The organism is Pseudomonas sp. FP2196 (assembly GCF_030687715.1).
Classification (GTDB): domain Bacteria; phylum Pseudomonadota; class Gammaproteobacteria; order Pseudomonadales; family Pseudomonadaceae; genus Aquipseudomonas.
On record NZ_CP117445.1, the window covers coordinates 370620 to 397312 of the forward strand.

The 26693-nt window shown below is 60.1% G+C and carries 19 protein-coding genes and 1 pseudogene; 16 read left to right on the forward strand and 4 right to left on the reverse strand.

Features of this window, described 5'->3' with window-relative positions:
• The first annotated feature begins 115 nt into the window (after positions 1-115).
• Positions 116-1936 carry a translational GTPase TypA gene (gene typA, locus PSH79_RS01725; protein WP_305440934.1) on the forward strand — a complete coding sequence of 607 codons (1821 nt, stop codon included), beginning with the start codon at positions 116-118 and terminating at the stop codon, positions 1934-1936.
• Between the two features lie 156 nt (positions 1937-2092).
• On the opposite strand, the gene PSH79_RS01730 is transcribed toward typA, so the two are convergent.
• Complete coding sequence (locus tag PSH79_RS01730; protein WP_093430042.1) at positions 2093-2530, reverse strand: YkgJ family cysteine cluster protein; 438 nt, start codon at positions 2528-2530, stop codon at positions 2093-2095.
• Positions 2531-2790: 260 nt separating this feature from the next.
• Between PSH79_RS01730 and PSH79_RS01735 the strand changes: the two genes are divergently transcribed.
• The 5 genes from PSH79_RS01735 (at position 2791) to PSH79_RS01755 (ending at position 12307) form a co-directional block, all read left to right on the forward strand.
• On the forward strand, positions 2791-5241 hold the full coding sequence (locus PSH79_RS01735) for a glycogen/starch/alpha-glucan phosphorylase (RefSeq protein ID WP_305440937.1): 2451 nt from the start codon (positions 2791-2793) through the stop codon (positions 5239-5241).
• 166 nt (positions 5242-5407) lie between these two features.
• Complete coding sequence (locus PSH79_RS01740; protein WP_305440938.1) at positions 5408-8998, forward strand: DUF2339 domain-containing protein; 3591 nt, start codon at positions 5408-5410, stop codon at positions 8996-8998.
• A complete protein-coding gene (locus PSH79_RS01745; protein ID WP_305440939.1) occupies positions 8995-10359 on the forward strand; it encodes a DUF3999 domain-containing protein in 1365 nt (454 codons plus the stop codon). The genes PSH79_RS01740 and PSH79_RS01745 overlap by 4 nt, the downstream gene beginning before the upstream one ends.
• Before the next feature lie 331 nt (positions 10360-10690).
• Entirely contained in the window at positions 10691-11701 is a 1011-nt protein-coding gene (locus PSH79_RS01750; protein ID WP_305440940.1) for a class 1 fructose-bisphosphatase, read from the forward strand.
• A gap of 3 nt (positions 11702-11704) precedes the next feature.
• Positions 11705-12307, forward strand: coding sequence for a DUF924 family protein (locus tag PSH79_RS01755; RefSeq protein ID WP_305440941.1), 603 nt, complete (start codon positions 11705-11707; stop codon positions 12305-12307).
• A gap of 116 nt (positions 12308-12423) precedes the next feature.
• Here the strand turns inward: PSH79_RS01755 and PSH79_RS28080 are convergent, their stop codons facing one another.
• Positions 12424-13188: a methyl-accepting chemotaxis protein gene (locus PSH79_RS28080; RefSeq protein ID WP_370872645.1), complete on the reverse strand. Its 765-nt coding sequence runs from the start codon at positions 13186-13188 to the stop codon at positions 12424-12426.
• A 141-nt stretch (positions 13189-13329) separates the two neighbouring features.
• Positions 13330-14316 (reverse strand): annotated as a pseudogene (locus PSH79_RS28085) (cache domain-containing protein); the annotation flags it as partial.
• Positions 14317-14597: 281 nt separating this feature from the next.
• On the opposite strand from PSH79_RS28085, the gene PSH79_RS01765 reads away from it, so the two are divergent.
• Positions 14598-14852 carry a hypothetical protein gene (locus tag PSH79_RS01765; RefSeq protein ID WP_007952486.1) on the forward strand — a complete coding sequence of 85 codons (255 nt, stop codon included), beginning with the start codon at positions 14598-14600 and terminating at the stop codon, positions 14850-14852.
• A 30-nt stretch (positions 14853-14882) separates the two neighbouring features.
• Positions 14883-15452, forward strand: a complete 570-nt coding sequence (locus PSH79_RS01770) for a lipocalin family protein (RefSeq protein WP_116029265.1) — start codon at positions 14883-14885, stop codon at positions 15450-15452.
• A gap of 86 nt (positions 15453-15538) precedes the next feature.
• On the opposite strand, the gene PSH79_RS01775 is transcribed toward PSH79_RS01770, so the two are convergent.
• Positions 15539-16903 (reverse strand): formimidoylglutamate deiminase, encoded by a 1365-nt coding sequence (locus PSH79_RS01775; RefSeq protein ID WP_305440945.1) that lies wholly within the window; start codon positions 16901-16903, stop codon positions 15539-15541.
• 145 nt (positions 16904-17048) lie between these two features.
• Here PSH79_RS01775 and hutC point away from each other — a divergent pair, with 145 nt between their 5' ends.
• From hutC to hutH, 8 genes are all read left to right on the forward strand, one after another.
• A complete protein-coding gene (hutC, locus tag PSH79_RS01780) occupies positions 17049-17759 on the forward strand; it encodes a histidine utilization repressor (RefSeq protein ID WP_162130175.1) in 711 nt (236 codons plus the stop codon).
• 9 nt (positions 17760-17768) lie between these two features.
• A complete protein-coding gene (locus tag PSH79_RS01785; RefSeq protein WP_305440946.1) occupies positions 17769-18338 on the forward strand; it encodes a HutD family protein in 570 nt (189 codons plus the stop codon).
• A 435-nt stretch (positions 18339-18773) separates the two neighbouring features.
• On the forward strand, positions 18774-20471 hold the full coding sequence (gene hutU / locus PSH79_RS01790) for a urocanate hydratase (protein WP_305440947.1): 1698 nt from the start codon (positions 18774-18776) through the stop codon (positions 20469-20471).
• A gap of 123 nt (positions 20472-20594) precedes the next feature.
• Entirely contained in the window at positions 20595-22067 is a 1473-nt protein-coding gene (locus PSH79_RS01795; protein WP_305440948.1) for a cytosine permease, read from the forward strand.
• Between the two features lie 69 nt (positions 22068-22136).
• A complete protein-coding gene (locus PSH79_RS01800) occupies positions 22137-23105 on the forward strand; it encodes an ABC transporter substrate-binding protein (RefSeq protein WP_007909291.1) in 969 nt (322 codons plus the stop codon).
• Between the two features lie 70 nt (positions 23106-23175).
• A complete protein-coding gene (locus PSH79_RS01805) occupies positions 23176-24027 on the forward strand; it encodes a proline/glycine betaine ABC transporter permease (protein WP_007949591.1) in 852 nt (283 codons plus the stop codon).
• Positions 24024-24854 carry a glycine betaine/L-proline ABC transporter ATP-binding protein gene (locus tag PSH79_RS01810; protein ID WP_305440949.1) on the forward strand — a complete coding sequence of 277 codons (831 nt, stop codon included), beginning with the start codon at positions 24024-24026 and terminating at the stop codon, positions 24852-24854. The genes PSH79_RS01805 and PSH79_RS01810 overlap by 4 nt, the downstream gene beginning before the upstream one ends.
• Before the next feature lie 252 nt (positions 24855-25106).
• Complete coding sequence (hutH, locus tag PSH79_RS01815; RefSeq protein WP_305440950.1) at positions 25107-26630, forward strand: histidine ammonia-lyase; 1524 nt, start codon at positions 25107-25109, stop codon at positions 26628-26630.
• Positions 26631-26693: the final 63 nt, after the last annotated feature.

Below are 26693 nucleotides of genomic sequence, written 5' to 3' on the forward strand. Positions count from 1 at the left end.
CCTGCGTCACCGGCCCCCCGACACCGCCGTCAAGCTGTAACGGCCATGCCGGACACTACTGCTAATCGCTGCCAAGACTTGTCAGCAAACCGAATCCTCTGATCGAGATACACAAGTGATCGAAAATCTACGCAACATCGCCATCATTGCTCACGTTGACCATGGTAAGACCACCCTGGTAGACAAACTCTTGCGTCAATCCGGCACTCTGGAGCGCAACGAGCTCAACGACGAGCGCGTGATGGACTCCAACGACCAGGAAAAAGAGCGCGGTATTACCATTCTGGCGAAGAACACCGCCATCAACTGGAACGGCTACCACATCAACATCGTGGACACCCCGGGCCACGCCGACTTCGGCGGCGAAGTTGAACGCGTAATGTCTATGGTTGACTCCGTTCTGCTGCTGGTTGACGCTCAAGACGGCCCTATGCCGCAAACCCGTTTCGTGACCAAGAAGGCTTTCGAAGCCGGCCTGCGTCCGATCGTGGTCATCAACAAGGTTGACCGTCCAGGCGCGCGTCCGGACTGGGTTCTGGATCAGATCTTCGACCTGTTCGACAACCTCGGTGCTACCGAAGAACAACTGGACTTCCAGGTTGTTTACGCCTCGGCCCTGAACGGCATTGCCGGTCTGGATCACACCGCCATGGCTGAAGACATGACCCCGCTGTACCAAGCGGTCGTCGACCACGTTCCGGCTCCAGCCGTTGACCGTGACGGTCCGTTCCAGATGCAGATCTCCGCTCTGGACTACAACAGCTTCCTGGGTGTTATCGGTGTTGGCCGTATCGCTCGTGGTCGCGTCAAGCCGAACACCCCGGTTGTTGCTATCGACGCCAACGGCAAAGAGCGCAAAGGCCGTATCCTGAAGCTGATGGGTCACCACGGTCTGCACCGCATTGACGTTGAAGAAGCTGCTGCCGGCGACATCGTCTGCATCAGCGGCTTCGACGAGCTGTTCATCTCCGACACTCTGTGCGACCCACTGGCTGTCGAAGCGATGAAGCCGCTGACCGTTGACGAGCCAACCGTTTCCATGACCTTCCAGGTAAACGACTCGCCATTCTGCGGTAAAGAAGGCAAGTTCGTGACCTCCCGTAACATCAAGGAGCGTCTGGACAAAGAGCTGCTGTACAACGTTGCACTGCGCGTTGAAGAAGGCGACACCGCTGACAAGTTCAAGGTTTCCGGCCGTGGTGAGCTGCACCTCTCGGTACTGATCGAAACCATGCGTCGCGAAGGCTTCGAAATGGCCCTGGGCCGTCCGGAAGTGATCATTCGTGAAGTGAACGGCGTCAAGCAAGAACCGTTCGAAAACGTGACCATCGACATCCCTGAAGATTCGCAGGGCAAGGTCATGGAAGAGATGGGTCTGCGTAAAGGCGACCTGACCAACATGGTTCCGGATGGTAAGGGCCGTGTTCGTCTGGAATACAACATCCCTGCTCGCGGTCTGATTGGTTTCCGTAACCAGTTCCTGACCCTGACCAACGGTGCTGGCATCCTGACCTCGATCTTCGATCGTTACGACACCGTCAAGTCGGGCCACATGTCCGGCCGTCAGAACGGCGTTCTGGTTTCGGTTGAAACCGGCAAGGCTCTGACCTACTCGCTGGAAACCCTGCAGGCTCGTGGCAAGCTGTTCGTTGAACACGGTCAAGAGATCTACAACGGTCAAATCGTCGGCCAAAACAGCCGCGACAACGACCTGGGTGTAAACCCGACCAAAGGCAAGAAGCTCGACAACATGCGTGCTTCGGGTAAAGACGAAACCATCGCTCTGGTTCCACCAGTGAAGTTCACTCTGGAACAAGCTCTGGAATACATCCAGGAAGACGAGCTGTGCGAAGTGACTCCTAAGTCCATCCGTCTTCGCAAGAAGATCCTGGACGAAAGCGAGCGTACCCGCGCTGCCAAGAAAGCCAAGGCGTAATTTAGCCCAGGCTTAAAAAAACGCCCCCGGTCGCGAGACCGGGGGCGTTTTTGTTTGTCTGGGATTTAAAGGCAAAAAAAATCGCAGCCTGCGGCCGCTCCTAAGGGAAAATGCATTCCCCTGCAGGAGCGGCCGCAGGCTGCGATCTTTTGATCTTTAAAAGCGCTCGATTGCCCGGAAATTCTGCACCCGCTCCACTTCCTTCGGCTTGTACGCACAATATCCCGGCCGTGGGCCGATCTTCGGGTGGTTGCGGCAGGTGTCCGGGCGCTTGTCATAAATGGTGCACAGGCGGCTCTTACGATCCAGGTAGTAGCAATCGTTGTTGCTCATGCGCTGGAGGGTGAAGATGCCCGACTTCTGATTGAAGCGCTCGACCAGCCCTTCCTTTTGCAGGCGCTTGGCGATGTTCTTCGGCGGATCGCCCAGCTCGAATTCATCGACCACGCCGATGCGCACCAGATCCTTGATCTTCACCTCGACCGGCAGCGTGCAGCAGCTGGACATGCAAGAGCCGCACATCGGGGCCGAATATTTGGCCCACGTATCGAGACGATCGATCTCGGCGGCGGCAATCAGGTTGGGCTTCATCATCGGGAGTTACCAGGCGTGTGTGCATCAGGGCGCGCGATCATACCGGGACTGGTGGATTTTTGAACAACCTTTCGCCAGATTTTTTCTACACGTCCAATTTCGGCACGACAATTCGGCACGGCCCCTGCATTCATTAGCGCATTCGCCAAACGATTGCCGGACGATCTCACCGTCTCCGGAAAAACTGCCGAACCAGAGCCGCTACCGTCGGTCAGACCGTCTAGGCTCAGACAATTCCCCGCTCGCCCGAGGTCCTATCGATGACTCAAGAACCACTAGTTCGCGAAGCAGAGGTGGCCGCATTTCGCGACGCCGTCCTGACCAAACTCACCTATGCGGTGGGCAAAGACCCCGATCACGCCTTCGATCATGACTGGTTCGAAGCCATTGCCCTGGCAGCGCGAGATCACATGGTCGAGCACTGGATGGACCACACCCGGCAGATCTACCGCAAAGGTCAGAAGCGGGTGTATTACCTCTCGCTGGAATTTCTCATCGGCCGGCTGCTCTACGACAGCCTGAGCAACCTCGGCCTGCTCGACGTTGCCCGTGAAGCCCTGACCGAGCTCGGTGTCGATCTGGAGCGTATTCGCCTGCTGGAGCCTGACGCGGCGCTCGGCAACGGTGGCCTCGGACGACTGGCGGCATGCTTTATGGAAAGCATGTCGACCCTCGGCATCGCCGGCCATGGTTACGGCATTCGTTACGAGCACGGCTTGTTCCGGCAGGCCATCGTCGATGGCTGGCAACAGGAGCAAACCGAACACTGGCTGGATTTCGGCAACCCGTGGGAGTTTGAACGGCCGGAAGTCGTTTACTCCATCGGCTTCGGCGGCAGCGTTGAAACCGTCACCGATGCCAGCGGCAAAACCAAACAAGTCTGGTCTCCCGCCGAAACCGTCCGCGCGATTGCCTACGACACGCCGGTAGTCGGCTGGCGCGGGGCGAGCGTCAATACCTTGCGTCTGTGGCGTGCCCGGGCCATGGAAGATTTGCACCTGGAGCGTTTCAACGCCGGTGACCACCTCGGGGCCGTTGCCGAAGTGGCCCGCGCCGAAAGCATCTCCCGCGTCCTCTACCCAGCGGACAGCACCGAGGCCGGGCAAGAGTTGCGCCTGCGCCAGGAATATTTCTTTGTCGCCGCGTCGTTGCAGGATTTGCTGCGTCGCCATCGCAACATGCACACCTCGGTGTTGACCTTGGGCGATCATGCCGCGATCCAACTCAACGACACCCACCCCTCGATTGCCGTCGCCGAATTGATGCGCCAACTGGTCGACGTCTACGACGTGGCCTGGGATGCGGCGTGGCAAGTCACCGTCGACACGCTGTCGTACACCAACCACACGCTGCTGCCGGAAGCGCTGGAAACCTGGCCGGTGGGCTTGATGGAACGCATGCTGCCGCGGCACATGCAAATCATTTATCTGATCAACGCCCAGCACATCGATTCGCTACGGGCCAAAGGCATCCACGATTTCGACGTGCTGCGCGCCGTATCGCTGATCGAGGAAGACAACGGTCGCCGTGTACGCATGGGTAACCTCGCATTCCTTGGTTCGCACAGCGTCAACGGCGTGTCCGGATTGCACACGCAACTGATGCGCAGCACGGTGTTCTCCGAGTTGCACAAGTTGTATCCGGATCGGATCAACAACAAAACCAACGGCATCACCTTCCGCCGCTGGCTGTATCAGGCCAACTCTGAGCTGACCTCTATGCTGGTCGACGCCCTCGGCCCGGAGTTGCTCGACAACCCTGAAGAGCGCCTGCTCGACCTGGAACCGTTCGCCGAAAAAACCGCGTTCCGCAAAGCCTTCGCCGAGCAACGTCTGCATAGCAAAAAGGCCTTGGCTTATCTGATTCACGAGCGGCTGGGAATCGCGGTCAATCCGGCGGCGATGTTCGACGTCCAAGTCAAACGGATCCACGAATACAAACGCCAGTTGCTCAACTTGATGCACACCGTGGCGCTTTATCAGGCGATTCGCGCTGAGCCTGAAGTGGACTGGGTGCCGCGCGTGAAGATCTTTGCCGGCAAGGCAGCGGCGAGTTATCACCAGGCCAAGCTGATCATCAAACTGACCAACGACATCGCCCGGGTGGTGAACAACGACCCGACCGTGCGCGGCTTGCTGAAAGTGGTGTTCCTGCCCAACTACAACGTCAGCCTGGCGGAGAGCATTATTCCGGCGGCGGATTTGTCCGAGCAGATTTCCACCGCCGGTTTCGAGGCCTCCGGCACCAGTAACATGAAATTCGGCCTCAACGGTGCACTGACCATCGGCACGCTGGACGGTGCCAACGTGGAAATGTGCGAGCGCATCGGCGCCGAGCACATGTTCATCTTCGGCCTCAGTGCCCAGCAGGTTGAAGCGCGCAAACAGAACCACGAGTTCAGCGCGGCGCCGGACATCGCGGCGTCCCACCGCCTCAACGATGTGTTGCAGGCAATCCGCAGTGGCGTGTTCTCGCCGGATGACACTTCGCGCTACACCGGGTTGATCGATTCGCTGGTGGACTACGATCGCTTCCTGGTCTGCGCCGACTTCGATTCGTACTGGGAGGCGCAGAAGCGCGTCGAAGAGCATTGGCACGACAGCGACAACTGGTGGCGTTCGGCGGTGCTCAACACCTCGCGGATGGGCTGGTTTTCCTCTGACCGGACGATTCGCGAGTACGCCACGGATATCTGGAAAGCGCTGGAGTAACTTTTCGCTCGGCTCGATATACTGGCGCCCCGGAAAAGATCGCAGCCTTCGGCAGCTCCTACACAGGTCATGTGAACCCCTGTAGACGCTGCCGAAGGCTGCGATCTTTTTCGATCAGGCTGCGCTAATCTTCCCGGATTGGCCTTTGCGCTTAGGGATATCGACCATGCAATGGATGTTCATGTTGATCGGGCTGGTGCTCGGCTGGCTGCTCGACGAGTCGTTCAGCGCGGCGTTGTTGGGCGCGCTGCTGGGGCTGGCGATCGGGCAAGCGCTGCGCATCGCGCGGCTTGGCTCGCAGGCTGCGCATCAGCAGCATCAACTTGAACAGGCGAAGGTTGCCTTGCAGGGCATTGAGCAGCGCCTGTTTCTGCTCGAAGGTGCGCCGGTTCGTGCTACTGCCCCACCAAGCGCGGCACCGGTCAGCGAGCCATTGGTCGAACCTGTCAAAGTCGTTGAAGAGGCTCCGGCCCCGGAACTGGTCTGGGAACTGCCGGCCGAACTCGAACCGACATCCGCTGTAGCCAACCAAACCAGCCAACCCTTGCCGGACGATGTCTGGCGTCTGGACGCCGTCACGCCCGAACCTGAACCACAACGCACCGCCGAACCCCGTGGCCCGAGCCTTATCGAGCGCGGGATCAGCGCCGCGCGCAACTGGCTGTTCGGCGGCAACACGGTGTTGCGGGTCGGCGTGGTGCTGTTGTTTTTCGGTCTGGCCTTTCTGCTGCGCTACGCCACTGAAGGCATGGTGGTGCCGATCGAATTGCGTTATGCCGGGGTCGCGGCTGCGGCGCTGGGCTTGCTGGCATTGGGCTGGTGGCTGCGGCACCGCAACAACAGCTATGCGTTGATGCTGCAAGGCACCGGCATCGCGGTGTTGTACCTGACGGTGTTTGCGGCGATGCGTCTGCATCCGCTGCTTGATCCGTCTGCCGCGTTGGGATTGCTGGTGGCGGTGACGGTGTTCTCGGCGATTCTGGCGATTACCCAGGATTCCCTGGCGCTGGCGTGTGTCGCCGCGCTGGGCGGGTTTGCCGCACCGATCCTGACGTCTACCGGCGCCGGCAACCATGTCGCGCTGTTCAGTTATTTCGCTTTGCTTAACGCCGGCATTCTCACCATCGCGTGGTTCAAGGCCTGGCGGCTGCTCAACCTGATCGGCTTCGTCGGCACCTTCGGTATCGGCTTCGCCTGGGGCCTGCGCTCTTACGCGCCGGAGCTTTTGTGGAGCACCGAGCCGTTCCTGATTCTGTTCTTCCTGATGTATCTCGCCATCGGCCTGCTGTTTGCCCGGCGGAAACTGCTTGATATGCCCGATGCCCCGGCGGATGGCGATCGTGAAGCGCTGCTGAAATGGTCGGCGCGCAAGGGCGATTATGTCGACGGCACGATGCTGTTTGGCCCGCCGATTATCGGCTTCGGTTTGCAGTTTGCCTTGGTCCAGCATCTGGAATTTGCCGCGGCGTTCAGCGCCCTCGCGCTGGGCATGATCTACATGGGCCTGGCCAAGGTGTTGATGGGCGGGCGCGCTGTGTTGCTGGGCGAAACCTGTCTGGCGCTGGGGGTGATTTTCGCCAGTCTGGCGATTCCGCTGGGTCTCGATGCGCGCTGGACTTCGGCAGCCTGGGCCGTCGAAGGTGCGGGGATTTTCTGGCTCGGTTTGCGTCAGCATCGACCGTTTGCCCGGGCCTTTGCCTTGCTCCTGCAATCGGGTTCGGCGCTGGCGTTCATCAGTCAATTGAATGTCGGCGAAAGCAGCTTGCTCGATGGCGCTCCGCTGGGCGCGCTGATGCTCGGCATGGCGTTGCTGTTCAGTTTCTACCAACTGCGTCAGGCCTCGCCGGAACAAGTGTCGCCGTGGGAGCGTCAGGCCTTGCCGGTTTTGGCGTGTCTGGGCCTGACCTTCCTTTATCTGCTGGCGCCGTTGTTCTTCTTCGTCCAAGGCACCGCGATCAGTTGGGCGCTGGCCGGTCTGGCGACGTTGTTTGTCGGCCTGCGCCTGCAATCGCGGACCTTCCTGTTTACCGCGTTTGCTGTGCAACTGCTGGGTGGCGCGTTGTTCCTGCTGCGGCTGCAAGGCGCGAGCGAGGATTCGGCGGCGGTGTTCAGCGCCGGCTGGAGCGGTTTGCTGAGCGCGTCCCTGATCGGTCTGGCATTGATCGCTGGCATGCTGATGGCCGCTCGTGACGAGATGGTGCGCGGCGATGTGCGTCTGTTGCGCGGCTTGTCCGTGGTGCTGCTGGCCGGTCTGGTGCTGATCAATCTGGCGGTGTTGTTTGTCCTGCCTTGGCAGACCGCGAGCGCGGTGTGGGCGGCCAGTGGTTTGCTGATCATCTGGTTGAGCCTGTACCTCAAGCAGCGCGTGAGTTTTGTCTTCGGTCTGCTGTTGCAGGTGATCGGCGGTGCGGCGTTCTTGCTGGCCGGTCCCGAGTTGCTCGGGCCGCTGTCCAGCGAAGGTTTGAAACCGTTCGCCCATGGCGGATTCTGGACGCCGCTGGTGCTGGGTCTGGCCGCAATGATCGGCGCATGGCGCCTGCAACTGGGCAATCACGCCTCGGCGTTTGATGCGCTGAGTTTGCAGCGCTTGTCTGAGGTGTTGCTGGTGTGGGGCGCCGGTTGGTGGGCGTTGGCGTGGGTCAGTGAGGTGCTGCGTTTTGCCCCGCTGAATCTGCAAGGCACTCTGTTGTTGCTGGTTGCGGCGCTGAGCGTGGCGTTGTGGACGCTGCTATCGCTGCGCTTTAAATGGCCGGCGCTGGGCCTGCTCTGCACGCTGCTGATTCCGGCAGCCGGGCTGGTGCTGCTGGCAGCCTGGCACTCGCGTTATCACCCGGCGGCAGACTTCGGCTGGCTGGCGTGGGCCGCGGTGTTCGCAGTGCATTTCTTCAGTCTGCGGCGCTTGGCGCCGATGCTGCCGGCGCGGGCCTTGAGCGCGGCCCATGTACTCGGCTGCTGGCTGCTGATCGGCGTGTTGGCGCTGGAGTTGCGCTACGGCTTGCTGCTGTTGTCCGAGCAATACAACGCCTGGCGCTGGTTGGGCTGGGCGATTTTGCCGAGCTTGTATCTGTTGCTGGCAGCCGCACCGCGCAACTGGCCGTGGCCGGTGGCAACGTTCGCCCGCGAGTACCGCTTGTACGCCGCCGCGCCGCTGGCGGTGTTGATGCTCGGCTGGTTCTGGCTGGCCAACGGCGTCAGCGATGGCAATGCCGAACCGCTGCCGTATGTGCCGCTGCTCAACCCACTGGAGCTGGGCCTGCTGTTCGCATTGTTCGGCGTTTACGTGTGGTCGCGCAGTGCGGTGTCGCAACTGTCGATCCGCCAGGACTACGCCGATTACGCCACGCAACTGGTCGCCGGCGTGTCGCTGTTCGCCTTCGGCACCGCGCTGGTGACGCGCGCCGCGCACCATTGGGCCGGGATTCCGTTCGAACTCGATCAATTGCTCGCCTCGATGTTGGTGCAGGCCGGGTTGTCCATCGTCTGGACGTTGATGGCGCTGGGGCTGATGATTGGCGGGCATCTGCGCCATCGTCGCGAGGTGTGGCTGATCGGCGCGGCGCTGATTGCGCTGGTGGTGGCCAAACTGATTTTTGTCGAATTGAGCAACCGTGGCGGCCTCGCCCGGATCGTCTCGTTTATCGGCGTTGGCGTGCTGTTGCTGGTGGTCGGCTACTTCGCGCCGCTGCCACCGAAACGCGGCGAAGCTGAGCCGGCGGCGGACAAACCGGCCCCGGACACCGAAGGAGTTTCATCTTGAGTCGCATGCGTAATCTGGGATGGTTGGCGTTGGGCGTGGTGATGGTTGCCGGCGCCCAGGAAAAACCGGCGGACTTCACCACGCAGGTGCCGCTGACGGTGACGGGCGATGGCCCGTGGTATCGCCTCGAACTGCCGCTGAATGTGCAATTGCAGGCGCGCCAGACCGATCTCAGCGATCTGCGCGTCTTCAACGCTGCCGGCGAAGCCCAGGCCTATGCCCTGGCCCGCGAATCGGCGCAAACCCGAGACGACGGCCAGTTGCATGACGTGAAGTGGTTCCCTCTCTACAACGCAGCCGACGCCACTGAGCGCGCGCCGAATGTGCGCGTGCAATCCACCACCACTGGCACGCTGGTGGAAGTGCAGCCGTCCAGTCAGTTGGAGGCCGGTGAAGAAGTGCTGCGTGGTTGGCTGCTCGATGCCAGCTCGATCAAGGCGCCGTTGCAGCAACTGATCCTCGACTGGACCAGCGAGCGCGACGGCTTTCAGCGTTTCAGCATCGAGGCCAGCGACGACTTGCAGCACTGGCAGCCGTGGGGTGAAGGGCAGGTCGCGCGCCTGACCTTTTCCGATGAGCGCATCGAGCAGCACGAAGTGACGTTGCCTGGCCAATCGGCGCGTTATTTGCGTTTGTTGTGGGATTCACCGAATTCGGCGCCGATCCTGACTTCGGCACAACTGAAAAGCAGCGACCCGCGCAATCTGCCGCTGCCATTGGTCTGGTCCCAGGCATTGGCCGGCAGCAGCACCAAGGCCGGGGAATACTCTTGGCAGTTGCCGATGGGGCTGAATGTCGAGCGGGTTCAGGTTGAGTTGAAACAACCGAACAGTCTGGCGCCGGTGACGTTGGCCGGGAGGCGTGAAAGCAGCCTGCCTTGGCAGACGCTGAGCAGTGGCTTGCTCTATCGCCTGACCCAGAATGGTCAGGACGTGGTGCAGAACGAATTGCAACTGTACGGGCAGACCGTGCAGCAGTTGAAGCTGACGGTGGATGAGCGCGGTGGTGGTCTGGGCGAGCAGGCGCCGAGTGTGAAGTACGCGGTGCGGGCGACGCAGGTGATTTTCCTCGCGCGCGGGGCAGGGCCTTACAGTCTGGCGCTGGGCAATCCAAGTGTGAAAACCGCTAACTTGCCGTTGTCGACGCTGATCCCGGATTTCAAGCCGGAGAAACTGGCGACGTTGGGCAAGGCGACGGTGCAGGGTGAGGCGGTAATCACGCAGACTTCGACCGCGACTACGGCGGCCGTGGCCGACACCAATTGGAAGAAGATCGGCTTGTGGGCGGTGTTGCTGGTGAGTGTGGTGTTTCTCGGAGCGATGGCGTTCAGTCTGCTGCGCAAGCCTCCCGCCAACTCCTGAAAAAGGCGGGTGCTGCGCACCCGATCGCGAGCAGGCTCACTCATACAGGCGGCGTATTTCTTCAGATGGAATGCGACCTCTGTAGGCGTGAGCCTGCTCGCAATAGCGGTCTATCAGCCAGCAAAAATCTTCGAACTGTTGCCGTCAGCCAAGCACCACCCGTCTCGAACCGGTCTACGCTAAACCCGGTGCCTGAACTCTCCGGGCCCGAGCACGTCTGATAGATGCAATTACACCCCAACGCACGTTACCGGGCGTCTTCGCTCGCTACGTTTTCAGACTCCCTGTAAACTGCGCGGGTTTTTAGCCCCCCATTCCACCGGAGCCGTCCATGTCCCGCGTTACCTTGAGTCGCTATTTGATTGAGCAGACCCGCAGCAACAACACTCCTGCCGATCTGCGCTTCCTGATCGAAGTGGTGGCGCGTGCCTGTAAGGAAATCAGCCACGCCGTATCCAAAGGCGCCCTGGGCGGTGTTCTGGGCAGCATGGGCACTGAAAACGTGCAAGGCGAAGTGCAGAAGAAGCTCGACGTGATCTCCAACGAGATCCTGCTCGAAGCCAACGAATGGGGTGGTCACCTGGCCGGCATGGCGTCCGAAGAAATGGACAATGCCTACCAGATCCCGGGCAAATACCCGAAAGGCGCCTACCTGCTGGTGTTCGACCCACTGGACGGTTCGTCGAACATCGACATCAACGCCCCGGTCGGTACGATCTTCTCGGTACTGCGTTGCCCGAACGAATACCTGACCCAGAACGAGCCGCTGAACGAAAAAGCGTTCTTGCAGCCAGGCACTCAGCAAGTGGCTGCCGGTTACGCGATCTATGGCCCGCAGACCATGCTGGTGCTGACCTTGGGCGACGGCGTCAAAGGCTTCACCCTCGACCGCGAAATGGGCAGCTTCGTGTTGACCCACGAAGACATCACCATTCCTGAGTCCACTCAGGAGTTCGCCATCAACATGTCCAACCAGCGTCACTGGGAAGCCCCGGTACAGCGCTACGTGGGCGAGCTGCTGGCCGGTGAAGAAGGTCCGCTGAAAAAGAACTACAACATGCGCTGGGTCGCGGCGATGGTTGCCGACGTGCACCGCATCCTGACCCGTGGCGGTCTGTTCATGTACCCGCGCGACAGCCGCGAGCCATCCAAGCCCGGCAAACTGCGTCTGATGTACGAAGCCAACCCGATGTCGTTCCTGGTGGAACAAGCGGGCGGCGCGTCCACCGACGGTCACCAGCGCATTCTCGACATTCAGCCGGAAGGCCTGCACCAGCGCGTAGCAGTGTTCCTTGGTTCGAAAGAAGAAGTTGCCCGCGCCACGGCTTACCACAAGGAATAAACCATGAACGCGCCCTGGCAGCCGTTGCTCGATTGGTGGTTCGGTCAAGCCGAATCACCGGACGAAGTCGCGGCTGACAAGGGCAAGTTGTGGTTCGGCAAGCGTGACAGCCAAGACCTCGAAGCGCGGACGCGTTTCGGGGTCTTTGTCGATCAGGCCCTGGCTGGCGAATTGACCGAGTGGACGCAACGTCCCGAAGGTTGGCTCGCGGTGGTACTGCTGCTCGATCAACTGCCGCGAATGATCTTTCGCGACTCACCCAAAGCGTTCTCCGGTGATCTGCGTGCGCAGAAGCTCGTCGCGCAAGGCATTGCTGCGGATTTCGATCGGCAGTTAAAGCCGATTCAGCGAGTGTTCATTTATCTGGTGTTCGAACACTGCGAAAACCTCGCGGTGCAGAACGAAGCGGTTTCCCGATTCATGGAGTTGGTGGCTGAACAGCCGGAAGCGGAGCGGGCAGTGTTTGCCGACAATCTGGATTATGCCGAGAGGCATCAGAAGGTGATCGCGCGGTTTGGAAGGTTTCCGCATCGCAATGCAGTGTTGGGGCGAGAGTCTACGGCTGAGGAATTGGTGTTTCTGTCTGGGCCTGGTTCACGGTTTTAAATCTTCTGTTCGGCTGAGGCCCAATCGCCAGCAGGCTGGCTCCCGCAATGGATTTGTGAACGACACAGATCAAATGTGGGAGCCAGCCTGCTGGCGATTGGGGCAGTGGCAGCGTCCTAAATACGGAAACTACCCACCAACTGCTTCAACCGAGCCGCCTGCTGCTCCAGATCCGAACAAGCCCGCAACGTCGCCTGCAAGTTTTCCACACCTTCCTGATTCAGCGTGTTGATCTCGTTGATATCAACATTGATCGACTCGACCACAGCGGTCTGTTCTTCAGTCGCGGTCGCTACCGACTGGTTCATCCCGTCGATCTCGCCGATGCGCTGGGTCACACTGCCCAGACGTTCGCCGGCCTGGTTGGCGATGCCGACGCTGCTTTCGCTCTCGCGCTGGCTCTCGGTCATGATGCTGACCGCCTGACGTGCGCCGACTTGCAGTTCTTCGATCATCTTCTGCACTTGCTGCGCCGAATCCTGGGTGCGGTGCGCGAGGTTGCGCACTTCATCCGCGACCACAGCAAAGCCACGGCCAGCCTCACCGGCACGGGCGGCTTCGATCGCGGCGTTGAGGGCGAGCAGATTTGTTTGCTGCGAGATGCTGGTGATCACTTCAAGAATCTGGCCGATGTTCACCGTGTTGCTGTTCAGGGTTTCGATGTTGCCGCAGGAGTCGCTGATCTTCGCCGACAGTTGCTGCATCGCGTGGATGGTTTTATCCACAACCTGCTGACCGTCGACCGCCAGGCTGCGCGCATCGCTGGAGTGCTGCGAGGCGAGGGCGGCGTTCTGGGCGATTTCCTGGGCGGCGGCGCCGAGTTGGTTGATCGCCGCCGCCACACTGTTGGTACGGCTGGATTGTTGATCCGAGTTGTACATCGACGAGTTCGACGCGGCGACCACGCGCAGGGCGACTTCATTGACCTGGCCGGTAGCCGAGGCGACTTCGCGGATCGAGGTGTGGATACGTTCGACGAAACGGTTGAACGATGTGCCCAGCGCGCCGAATTCATCGTTACCGTGGATCACCAGGCGCTTGGTCAGGTCGCCTTCACCTTCGGCGATGTCATGCATGGCTCGGCCCATGGTCAGCAGCGGTTGCATCAGCACGCGGATCAGCATGCCGAGCAGGGCGATGATGATCACCACGGCAATGACCATGGCGATCAGCGCCGAGGTGCGGAATTCGCTGAGCATGGAAAACGCGGTGTCATTATCCAGCACCAGCGCCACGTACCAGTCGGCCGATGGTACGCCGTTGACGTGGGTGAAGGAGATCAACTGAGTCTTGCCGTCGAACTCGACTTCCTTCAGGCCCGGGCTGACTTTTGGCGCACCGTTTGGATAGGCCTCGGCGAGGGTCTTGAGCACCAGTTTGCTGTCCGGGTGGATCAGGATCTTGCCCTCGGCACTGACGATGAACGCATGGCCGTGGCCGCCGAAGTTCAGCGAGTTGATGATTGCACTGACGCTAGTCAGGTCGATGTCGGCACCGGCGACGCCGAGCATCTGGCCCTGACGCTGTACCGGGGTGGCCACGGTGATCACCAGTTTTCCCGACGAGGCGGCGATGTACGGTTCGGTGACGATGGTCTGCTGGGCGCTGTTGGCCGCTTTGTACCAGCCGCGGGCACGCGGGTCGTAATCCGGCGCACGGTTGCCCGCGGGCACGGAGAACATCACGCCGTCCGCACCGCCGAAGTAGCTGAGCTGGAAGTTTCCGGTGTAGGCGGGCAGGTCGATGATGCGTTTCAGGCTGGCAGGCGCATTGCCGTCGACGACAACCTGTTGGGACAGCGATTGCAGTAACTGAATGCGGCTTTCCAGCCAGGTCTGGATGTTGCTGGTGGTCAGGCTGCCCAGCTCCTGCATCGAGGCTTCGGTGCTGGTGTTCAGGGCTTCGCGTTGTCGATAGTCGTTGAACAAGATGAAACAGGCGAACGCAACGGCCACCACGAGGGCGGCAGCCAACAAGATTTTGTGGCTGAATTTCATGTTTCTGGTCATCGAATGAACTACCGCGAAGGTGCTGGTCAAGAAAGGGCGGCAATTTGCCACACTCGGGGGCTTTGCGCTGCTCTTATTTCGACCGCCGCGCGCCAAAGATTAGGCATCTCTCATGAAATGCGACGAAATGCTCAATAGCCCTACAAAGTGTCTGATTTAAAGGCAAAAGCCAGACGGGCGGGCTAATAAATAGCCGTCCGCTCAGGGAACCAGATGAGGGTTTTCTCTTCTAAGCTTCTGGTTGGCACCATGCCATCCCCCCTCGTTCCAGGAGTTACACCATGTCGCTGCGATCTATCGCCCTTCTGTCGTTTTGCGTGCTGTTGGCCGCATGCAGCAAGGTCAATCAGGAAAACTATTCGAAGCTTTCTGCCGGTATGGCCAAGGCCGAAGTGGAGACGCTGCTCGGCAAACCCACCGATTGTTCGGGCGCGCTTGGCATGTCCAGTTGCACCTGGGGCGACAAGAACAGCTTTATCAGCGTGCAGTACGCTGGTGACAAAGTGCTGATGTTTTCCGGCCAAGGCCTGAAGTAAACCGGGGCTTCGCGCCCACGGAGAAGAAAAATGAAGCGGTTATTGCTAATCCTTTTTGCCGGCCTGGTACTGGCCGGCTGCGCCAGTTCCGGCGTGGATCCGTTGGCGCCGAAAACCGTCAACAGCGTCAATCTCAAGCGTTACCAGGGCACCTGGTATGAACTGGCGCGCTTGCCGATGTACTTCCAGCGCAATTGCGCGCAATCCGAAGCCCATTACACCCTCAAGCCTGACGGTAATGTCGCGGTGCTCAATCGCTGCCTGACTCCGGACTGGCAATGGGAAGAAGCCAAGGGCACGGCTTATCCACAGGTGCCGGGCAAGACCGACAAGCTATGGGTCGAGTTCGATACCTGGTTCTCACGGTTGATTCCGGGTGTGGCGAAAGGCGAATACTGGGTGTTGTACGTCAGCGATGACTACAAGACTGCCATCGTCGGCGATCCGAGTCGCAAGTACATGTGGCTGTTGTCGCGCACACCGACCGTCAACGGTGTGGTGCGCGAAGAGCTGTTGAGCAAGGCGCGTCAGCAGGGTTATGACACCACGCGGTTGATCTGGCGGGCGTCAGATCGGCAGATGGCCAAGACCTCGAATTAACAGCGAAAAGATCGCAGCCTTCGGCAGCTACAGGGTGGACACATTTCCCATGTAGGAGCTGCCGAAGGCTGCGATCTTTTGCTTTTCTAGCCTAAAAGGTCGCGCAGGACTTGGGTGAAGGCGCGAGCGCTGTCCTCTTCCCCGGCATGCCGCCCATCACGCACCACCCACTGGCCATTGACCAGCACATCGCGAAACTGACGATCGCCGCCGGCAAACAACCAGCGATTCAAAATCCCGTCGCCAGTGGCTGTCGCCAGATACGGATCGTTGCCATCGAGCACAATCCAGTCCGCACGTTTGCCAACCTCCAGCGCACCAATCGGTTGCCCCAGTGCCTGAGCGCCGCCCTCCAGCGCCGCGTCGTACAGAGTGCGCCCGACCATAGGCTGATCCGCGCCATACAAACGGTTGCGTCGCTGATCGCGCAGACGCTGGCCGTATTCCAGCCAACGCAACTCTTCCACGACGCTGAGCGACACATGGCTGTCGGAACCGATGCCCATGCGCCCGCCCTGTGCGAGGAAATCCACCGCCGGGAAAATCCCGTCGCCGAGGTTGGCTTCAGTGGTCAGGCACAGACCGGCGATGGCGCGACTCTTAGCCATCAGCGTGACTTCTTCCGGGTTGGCGTGAGTGGCGTGAACCAGGCACCAGCGCTGATCGACTTCGGTGTTTTCGTACAGCCATTGCAGCGGACGACGACCGCTCCAGCTCAGGCAGTCATCGACTTCCTTCTGCTGTTCGGCGATGTGAATGTGCACTGGGCATTGTTTGTCGCTGGCGGCCAACACTTCACTGATTTGCTGCGGGGTGACCGCGCGCAACGAGTGGAAACACAGACCCAGCGATTGCGCCTTCTGTTGCGCCAGCAGCGGCTGCAAACGCGATTGCAGATTCAGGTAATTTTCGGTGCTGTTGATGAAACGGCGCTGGCCATCGTTGGGTAACTGGCCGCCGAAACCGGAGTGGCTGTACAGCACTGGCAGCAAGGTCAGACCAATGCCGCTTTCACTTGCCGCCTGGCTGATACGCAAAGCGAGTTCAGCCGGATCCGCATAAGGCTGGCCATTGCTGTCGTGGTGCACATAGTGGAATTCAGCGACCGAGGTGTAACCGGCCTTGAGCATTTCGATGTACAGCTGTCGGGCGATGACGCCGAGTTGATCGGGGCTGATTTTTCCGACGAGCCGGTACATCAAATCGCGCCACGTCCAGAAACTGTCGTTGGGATTACCGGCCACTTCGGCCAAACCGGCCATTGCTCGCTGGAACGCGTGGGAGTGCAGATTGGGCATCCCCGGCAGCAGCGGGCCGCTTAACCGTTCGGCGCCATCTGCGGTGGAATCGGCCTGGATTTGGGTCAACACGCCATCGGCGCTGACCTCAAGACGTACATTGTTGGCCCATCCGTTAGGCAGCAGCGCGCGTTCGGCAAAGAAAGCGGACATGGTTCAGCACCCCATCGTGTGTTATTTGTATATACATATACAGACGTTTGCCTGCCCGGTAAACTCCGGCAAGCTAGCAACCTCTACCGACGAACAAGGATCCACCGTGCCGACTCCGCCTCCAGTTTCCCCGTTGGCCGCGAACATGGGCGACAGTCCGGCGCCCTTGTACGCCCGCGTCAAACAGATGATCACCCAGCAGATCGACAGCGGTAACTGGCCGCCGCACTACCGCGTGCCGTCGGAAAGCGAACTGGTCAATCAGCTCGGTTTCAGCCGCATGACCATCAACCGCGCGCTGCGCGAGATGACCGCCGACGGCCTGCTAGTGCGTATGCAAGGCGTCGGCACTTTCGTCGCTGAACCGAAGAGCCAGTCCGCGCTGTTCGAAGTGCACAACATCGCCGACGAAATCGCCTCGCGCGGCCATCGCCACACTTGCCAGGTCATTACCCTCGAAGAAGAGGCCGCCGGCTCCGAACGCGCACTGGCACTGGACATGCGCGAAGGGCAGAAGGTGTTTCACTCGCTGATCGTGCATTACGAAAACGACATTCCGGTGCAAATCGAAGACCGTTTCGTCAACGCGCTGGTCGCCCCGGAATACCTCAAGCAGGACTTCACCCTGCAAACGCCTTACGCCTACCTCAACCAGGTCGCGCCGCTGACCGAGGGCGAGCATGTGGTTGAAGCAATCCTGGCCGAGTCGTCCGAGTGCAAGTTGCTGCAGATCGAAAAAGGCGAGCCGTGCCTGCTGATTCGCCGTCGCACATGGTCGGGCCGTCAGCCGGTGACTGCGGCGCGGTTGATCCACCCGGGTTCTCGTCATCGTCTGGAAGGTCGGTTCCATAAATAGAGAGCATAAATGAGTGAAGTTAAGGTTTTACGCGCCGAAGGCTATCCGCGCATGCCGTGGAAAAACGGCGGCGGCAGCACCGAAGAAATCACCCGTGACGCTGGCGCAGGGCTTGATGGTTTTGGCTGGCGCCTGTCGATTGCCGACATCGCCGAGTCCGGCGGTTTCTCAAGCTTCGCCGGATACCAGCGCGTAATCACCGTGCTGCAGGGTGACGGCATGACGCTGTGTGTCGACGGTGACGACACCCGCCCATTGTTACCCCTCGACCCGTTTGCTTTCAGTGGTGAGAGCCAGGTTTCCTGCACGCTGCTCGGCGGTTCGATCCGCGATTTCAACCTGATCTACGCGCCGCAGCGTTACCGCGCGCGGTTGCAATGGCTGGAGGGTGAGCAGCGGTTTTTCAGTTCGGCGGGGACGGTGCTGGTGTTCAGTGTCAGTGAGTTGCTGCAAGTGCAGGTCGGTGAAAGTGTTTCGCAGTTGGGGCGACATGATTGTCTGCAACTGGACGGTAACAGTGGGTTGGTCGAAGTTGCCGTTGATGCGGGTTGCTGTGTCATTGAGCTGACGGCACGCTGATCCAAAAATCTTAAAAGATCGCAGCCTTCGGCAGCTCCTACAGGGTGTATATCAATCCCACTGTAGGAGCTGCCGAAGGCTGCGATCTTTTGCTTTTAGGGTGTTCCCAACCCACGCACCAACTTGTTACCGAACGCCCCAGCGTGGCGCAAAATCACGCTTTCGTAACAATCCCCCAACTCCCCAAAATACTCCCGCGAAAAATTTCATCCACGCCAGAACCCTTGATTCAGGCGACCTCCAGCCCTGCGCGCAATTTTTCTTGTACACCCCTCCAATAAGTTGGCCGCTTGATTGCATATGCTTGTATGTACAAGTAAAGACGTATGCGTATAAGCCGCAGCGTCCACTGATTCGCTTGCCGCGCATTGAAGCGCGCAGGCTGCTTGCCCACTGCCAGGGTTGGTTTGAATTGATCGCTGAGGAGTCTTTTTCGTGACTGACAAGAAAACTACCGCCGCTTCTTATACAAAGCATCGTGACGTTGAAATCCGTGCCGCACGCGGCAACAAGCTGACCGCCAAGAGCTGGCTGACCGAAGCGCCGCTGCGCATGCTGATGAACAACCTCGACCCGGAAGTGGCCGAGAACCCGAAAGAGCTGGTGGTCTACGGCGGTATCGGTCGCGCCGCCCGTAACTGGGAGTGCTACGACAAGATCGTCGAGAGCCTGACCAACCTGAATGACGACGAGACCCTGCTGGTGCAATCCGGCAAGCCGGTCGGCGTATTCAAGACCCACAGCAACGCCCCGCGCGTACTGATCGCCAACTCCAACCTGGTGCCACACTGGGCGAGCTGGGAGCATTTCAACGAACTCGACGCCAAAGGCCTGGCCATGTACGGCCAGATGACCGCCGGCAGTTGGATCTACATCGGCAGCCAAGGCATCGTTCAAGGCACCTACGAAACCTTCGTTGAGGCAGGTCGTCAGCACTACAACGACAACCTCACCGGCAAGTGGGTGCTGACCGCCGGTCTGGGCGGCATGGGCGGCGCTCAGCCGCTGGCCGCAACCCTGGCCGGCGCCTGCTCGCTGAACATCGAATGCCAGCAGGTCAGCATCGATTTCCGCCTGAAAAGCCGTTACGTCGACGAGCAAGCCACCGATCTCGACGACGCGCTGGCGCGCATCGCCAAGTACACCAAAGAAGGTAAAGCGATCTCCATCGCGCTGCTGGGCAACGCTGCAGAAATCCTGCCGGAACTGGTCAAGCGCGGCGTGCGCCCGGACATGGTCACCGACCAGACCAGCGCCCATGACCCACTCAACGGCTACCTGCCGGCCGGCTGGACCTGGGACGAATACCGCGCCCGCGCCAAGACCGAACCGGCCGCTGTGATCAAGGCTGCCAAGCAGTCGATGGCCGTGCACGTCAACGCGATGCTGGAATTCCAGAAGCAAGGCATCCCGACCTTCGACTATGGCAACAACATCCGTCAGATGGCGCAGGAAGAAGGCGTCGAGAACGCGTTCGACTTCCCGGGTTTCGTGCCGGCTTACATCCGTCCGCTGTTCTGCCGTGGCATCGGCCCGTTCCGTTGGGCGGCGCTGTCGGGTGATCCGCAAGACATCTACAAAACCGACGCCAAGGTCAAAGAGCTGATCCCGGACGACGCCCACTTGCACAACTGGCTGGACATGGCCCGCGAGCGCATCAGCTTCCAGGGTCTGCCGGCACGTATCTGCTGGGTTGGCCTGGGCCTGCGCGCCAAGCTCGGTCTGGCGTTCAACGAAATGGTCCGCAGCGGTGAGCTGTCGGCGCCGATCGTGATCGGGCGCGACCACCTCGATTCCGGCTCGGTGGCCAGCCCGAACCGTGAAACCGAATCGATGCAGGACGGTTCCGACGCCGTGTCCGACTGGCCACTGCTCAACGCTCTGCTGAATACCGCGAGCGGCGCGACCTGGGTTTCCCTGCACCACGGCGGTGGCGTCGGCATGGGCTTCTCCCAGCACTCGGGCATGGTGATTGTCTGCGACGGTACGGACGAAGCGGCCGAGCGTATTGCCCGCGTGCTGCACAACGACCCGGCCACCGGTGTCATGCGTCACGCCGATGCCGGTTATCAGATCGCCATCGACTGCGCGAAGGAACAGGGCCTGAACCTGCCGATGATTACCGGTAAATAAAACGCAAAACCCCTGTAGGAGCTGCCGCAGGCTGCGATCTTTTGATGTTGTTTTTTTAAGATCAAAAGATCGCAGCCTGCGGCAGCTCCTACAGAGAATCTAACAATCCACAGAGGTTGAACCATGGCTGTCAGTCCCGATCGTGCAGGCAACAAACCGTTGATCGAAAGGCGTTCGATCGACTACATCCCGGAAGCGGAAAGACACGGTCGTCTGTTCAGCCAATTCACCTTGTGGATGGGTGCCAACCTGCAAATCACGGCGATTGTCACCGGGGCGTTGGCCGTGGTGCTGGGCGGTGATGTGTTCTGGTCGTTGATCGGTCTGTTGATCGGTCAACTGCTGGGCGGCGCGGTGATGGCGCTGCATGCGGCGCAAGGGCCGAAACTGGGTCTGCCGCAGATGATTTCCAGTCGCGTGCAGTTCGGGGTTTATGGCGCAGCCATCCCGATCGTGCTGGTGTGCCTGATGTACCTGGGCTTCACCGCAACGGGCACGGTGCTTTCCGGCCAGGCACTGGGCCAGTTGTTTGGCGTCAGCGACAGCATCGGCATTCTGATTTTCGCCAGTGTCATCGTGCTGGTGACGGTGATGGGTTATCGAGTGATCCACTGGATTGGCCGCGTCGCCAGCGTCATTGGCGTGATTGCCTTCGTTTTCCTGTTCTGGCGTCTGATGAGCCAGACCGACGTCGGCGCACTGATGCAAATCCGCCACTTCAGCTGGAGCAGCTTCCTGCTGGCGGTGTCGCTCGCGGCCTCCTGGCAGATCGCTTTCGGCCCTTACGTGGCGGACTATTCCCGTTACCTGCCGAGCAAGACCTCAGCGGTGAAAACCTTTTTCGCCGCCGGCGCCGGTTCGGTGATTGGCGCACAAGTGGCGATGATCCTCGGTGTATTCGCTGCCGCTTCGGCCAACGACCAGTTCGCCGGCCATGAAGTGGCTTACATCGTCGGTCTGGGTGGGACCGGTGCCACCGCAGCGCTGCTGTACTTCAGCATTGCGTTCGGCAAGGTGACCATTTCGACGCTGAACTCCTACGGCAGCTTCATGTGCATCGCCACCATCATCAGCGGTTTCAAAGGTCATCTGCAGGTCTCGCGCATGCAGCGTCTGGTGTTCGTGCTGTTCATCGTCGGCGCGGCGACGCTGATCGCGTTGCTCGGTCAGCATTCGTTCCTCGGTGCGTTCAAGTCTTTCATCCTGTTCCTGCTCGCGTTCTTCACGCCGTGGAGCGCGATCAACCTGGTGGACTACTACTGCATCACTCGCGAGCGCTATGACGTGCCGGCGCTGGCCGATCCGAACGGTCGCTATGGTCGCTGGAACATGCTCGGTATCAGCGTCTATGTCTTTGGCGTGCTGGTGCAGTTGCCGTTCATCTCCACCAAGTTCTACACAGGTCCCTTGGTAGCTGCCCTCGGTGATGTGGATATCTCCTGGATCATCGGTCTGGTGCTGCCTGCCGCTGTGTATTACGTGTGCGCAAAAAAATGGCACAGCCCAGTACCCGATCAACTGATTCTGCCGGTCGAGCAGGACAGCGTTGTACAACCTAAAACAAGTGGGGCCGTTCGCGCTGCGGCGCAGGCCTGATTGGACGTGGACAGGGCTGGATGCCTCTTGACTGCCGTAAGCCAATTCATGATTAGGAGCGTCGCAATAATGAAATCGAACAAGACCCTGCTGACTACATTGCTGTCCATGGGCCTGTTGGCCAGCGCTGGCGCAACTCAAGCCGCCGGCTGGTGCGAATCGGGCAAACCGGTGAAATTCGCCGGTCTGAACTGGGAAAGCGGCATGCTGCTGACCGACGTCCTGCAAGTGGTGCTGGAAAAAGGTTACGACTGCAAGACCGACAGCCTGCCAGGCAACTCCATCACCATGGAAAACGCCCTGAGCAGCAACGACATTCAAGTGTTTGCCGAAGAGTGGGTCGGCCGCAGCGAAGTCTGGAACAAGGCCGAGAAGGCCGGCAAGGTGGTCGGGGTTGGCGCTCCGGTCGTCGGCGCCGTTGAAGGCTGGTACGTGCCGCGTTACGTGATCGAAGGCGATGCCAAGCGCAAGCTTGAGCCGAAAGCCCCGGATCTGAAAAACATTGCCGATCTGGGCAAATACGCCGCCGTGTTCAAAGACGCCGAAGAACCCTCCAAAGGCCGTTTCTACAACTGCCCGGCCGGCTGGACTTGTGAGCTGGACAACAGCGAAATGCTCAAAAGCTACGGCCTGGAAAGCAGCTACACCAACTTCCGTCCGGGCACGGGACCTGCGCTGGATGCGGCGGTGCTGTCGAGCTACAAGCGTGGCGAGCCGATCCTGTTCTACTACTGGTCGCCAACCCCGCTGATGGGCCAGGTCGATCTGGTCAAACTGGAAGAAAAACCGGGCGTCGACAAGACCGTGAGCATCAAGGTTGGCCTGTCGAAAACCTTCCACGACGAAGCCCCGGAACTGGTGGCGGTGCTGGAAAAGGTCAACCTGCCCATCGACCTGCTGAACCAGAATCTCGGGCGCATGGCGAAGGAACGTATCGAGTCGCCAAAACTGGCGAAAATCTTCCTCAAGGAACATCCTGAAGTCTGGCACGCCTGGGTGAGCGAAGACGCAGCCAAAAAGATCGACGCGGCCTTGTAGGTCGAGTTTCTCCGGCTGCCGGCCACGGCAGTCGGACGCTTGATCGCAACCCCTTGATTGAGAGTCTCTTATGTTTCCCGAAAGCTTTACCTTTTCCATCGCCGACTGGGTCAACGGTTGGGTCGATTCGCTGGTCACCAACTACGGTGATGTGTTCCGTCACATCTCCGACACCCTGCTGTGGGCCATCGTCAATCTCGAAGGCCTGCTGCGTGCAGCGCCGTGGTGGTTGATGCTGGCGATTGTCGGTGTCGTCGCCTGGCATGCAACGCGCAAAGTCGTGACCACCGCCGTCATCGTCGGTCTGCTGTTCCTGGTGGGTGCTGTCGGCCTGTGGGACAAGCTTATGCAGACCCTGGCGCTGATGATGGTCGCAACGATCATTTCGGTGCTGATCGGCATACCGCTGGGGATTCTCTCGGCGCGCAGCAATCGCCTGCGTTCGGTGCTGATGCCGCTGCTCGACATCATGCAGACCATGCCAAGTTTCGTTTACCTGATCCCGGTGCTGATGCTGTTCGGCCTGGGTAAGGTCCCGGCGATTTTCGCCACGGTGATCTACGCCGCGCCACCGCTGATTCGCCTGACTGATCTGGGTATTCGTCAGGTCGACGGCGAAGTCATGGAAGCGATCAATGCCTTCGGTGCCAATCGCTGGCAGCAACTGTTCGGCGTGCAACTGCCGCTGGCCCTGCCGAGCATCATGGCCGGGATCAACCAGACCACCATGATGGCCCTGTCGATGGTGGTGATCGCCTCGATGATCGGCGCCCGTGGCCTGGGTGAAGATGTACTGGTGGGGATTCAGACCCTCAACGTCGGACGGGGTCTTGAGGCCGGTCTGGCGATCGTGATTCTCGCAGTGGTCATCGACCGCATTACTCAGGCGTACGGTCGGCCACGGCATGAGGTGAGCAAATGAGCAACGCAACCGTGAGCAAGATCGAAGTCAAAAACGTCTTCAAGATTTTCGGCAACCGCGCCAAGGACGCCTTGGTCATGGTCGGCCAGGGCAAGACCAAGGATCAGGTGCTGAACGAAACCGGTTGCGTGGTCGGGGTCAACGACCTGTCGCTGAGCATCGGCACCGGCGAGATCTTCGTGATCATGGGCCTGTCCGGTTCCGGCAAGTCGACGCTGGTGCGCCATTTCAATCGCCTGATCGACCCGACCAGCGGCGCGATCCTGGTCGACGGCGTGGACATCCTGCAATACGACATGGACGCCCTGCGCGAATTTCGTCGGCACAAGATCAGCATGGTGTTCCAGAGCTTCGGCCTGCTGCCGCACAAGACCGTCCTCGACAACGTCGCCTACGGCTTGAAAGTGCGCGGCGAGAGCAAGCAGATGTGCAACGAACGCGCGCTGCACTGGATCAACACCGTGGGCCTCAAGGGCTACGAAAACAAATACCCGCACCAGCTTTCCGGCGGCATGCGTCAGCGTGTCGGCCTGGCCCGTGCATTGGCGGCAGACACCGACATCATCCTGATGGACGAAGCGTTCAGCGCCCTCGATCCGCTGATCCGCGCCGAGATGCAGGACCAGTTGCTGGAGCTGCAAAAGACTCTGCACAAGACCATCGTCTTCATCACCCACGACCTCGATGAGGCCGTGCGTATCGGCAACCGCATTGCGATTCTCAAGGACGGCAAGCTGATTCAGGTTGGTACGCCACGCGAGATCCTGCATTCGCCGGCGGATGAGTATGTTGACCGGTTCGTGCAGCGGCGGGCGGCGGTGGTCTGATCTGGGTTTTGCAGTGCAATGACTGGCCTCATCGCTGGCAAGCCAGCTCCCACAGGGAATGTGTGAACCCTGAGGACTCTGTAGGGCTGGCAGACCCAGGTCTTACAAAGATTGTGTGAACACTGGGGGCTCTGTGGGGGCTGGCAGGCCCAGTTCCTACAGAGATTGTGTGAACACTGGAGATCCTGTGGGAGCTGGCTTGCCAGCGATAGGGCCAGTGAAACTGCATCAATATTATGGTTGAGGTTAAAGATGTCCCAGGCTGAAAAAGTCGTGATCACCGGCGCCCACCTGCGCTGGCAAGACGTAGTCGCCGTTGCCCGTCACGGCGCACAACTTGAGCTGTCGGGCGACACGTGGGCGCGCATCGAAAACGCTCAGGCCATCGTCCAGCGCATTGTCGTCAGCGGCGAGCGCGCTTATGGCGTCAACACCGGTCTGGGCGGGTTGTCCAACGTCTCGCTGAAAGACGAACAACTCAGCCAGCTCTCGCGCAACACCTTGCTCAGCCACGCCTGCGGCGTCGGTCCGGTACTGCCCGACGAGCAGACCCGCGCCATCATCTGCGCCGCGATCCACAACTACAGCCATGGCAAGTCCGGCCTCCATCGTCGGGTTGTCGAAGGGCTGCTGGCGTTGCTCAATCGCGGCATCACCCCACAAGTGCCGTCGCAAGGTTCGGTGGGTTATCTGACCCACATGGCACACATCGGCATCACGCTGCTCGGCGTGGGTAATGTCAGCTATCGCGGACAGGTTGTTTCTGCACAACAGGCCTTGGCCGAAGAGGGCCTGCAGCCGGTGCAACTGGGCGCGAAGGACGGTTTGTGCCTGGTCAACGGCACGCCGTGCATGACCGGCCTCAGCTGCCTGGCGATTGCCGACGCCACGCGTCTGGTGCAATGGGCCGATGTCATTGGCGCCATGAGTTTCGAAGCCCAGCGTGGGCAGATTGACGCGTTCGACGCCGAGATCATCGCGTTGAAACCGCATCCGGGCATGCAGCAAGTTGGCGTCAATCTGCGTGCGTTGCTTGATGGCAGTGAAGTGATTGCTTCGAGCAAGGGCATTCGCACTCAGGATGCGCTGAGCATTCGCTCGATCCCGCAGGTGCATGGCGCCGCGCGCGATCAACTCGAGCACGCCATCAAACAGGTCGAAGCCGAACTCAACGGCTGCACCGACAACCCGTTGCTGCTGGGTACGCCGGACGATTTCCGGGTCATGTCCCAGGCCAATCCGCACGGTCAGTCAGTGGCGATGGCGGCGGATCTGCTGGCGATCGCCGTGGCGGAAATCGGCTCGATTGCCGAGCGTCGTCTCGATCGTCTGGTTAACCCGCACGTCAGCGGTCTGCCGGCATTTCTGGTGGCCAATCCGGGGGTGAACTCCGGGATGATGATCGTGCAATACGTCGCCGCGTCGCTGTGCGCGGAAAACCGCCAATTGGCGCAACCGGCGGTGCTCGACAACTACGTCACCTCGGGCTTGCAGGAAGACCATCTGAGCATGGGCACCACTGCGGCGCTGAAGCTGCATCGGGCGCTGGAAAACTGCACGCAGATCCTCGCCATCGAATATCTGCTGGCGGCGCAGGCGTTTGAATTCTTGAAAGCGCAGCGCTTTGGCACGGGCACTGATATCGCGTGGCGCCTGCTGCGTGAGAAAGTCCCGGCCTACGATCAGGACCGTTGGCTGGCGCCGGATATCGCCGCCGCAGCGAGCGTTTTGAAAACCCCGAATTTGCTGCACAACGTATTACCGAATTTGCATTGACAACTACCCATACCAGCGTGCCAAGGCGTGGATCGTTCACAAGACGAAAAACGACGGATAACG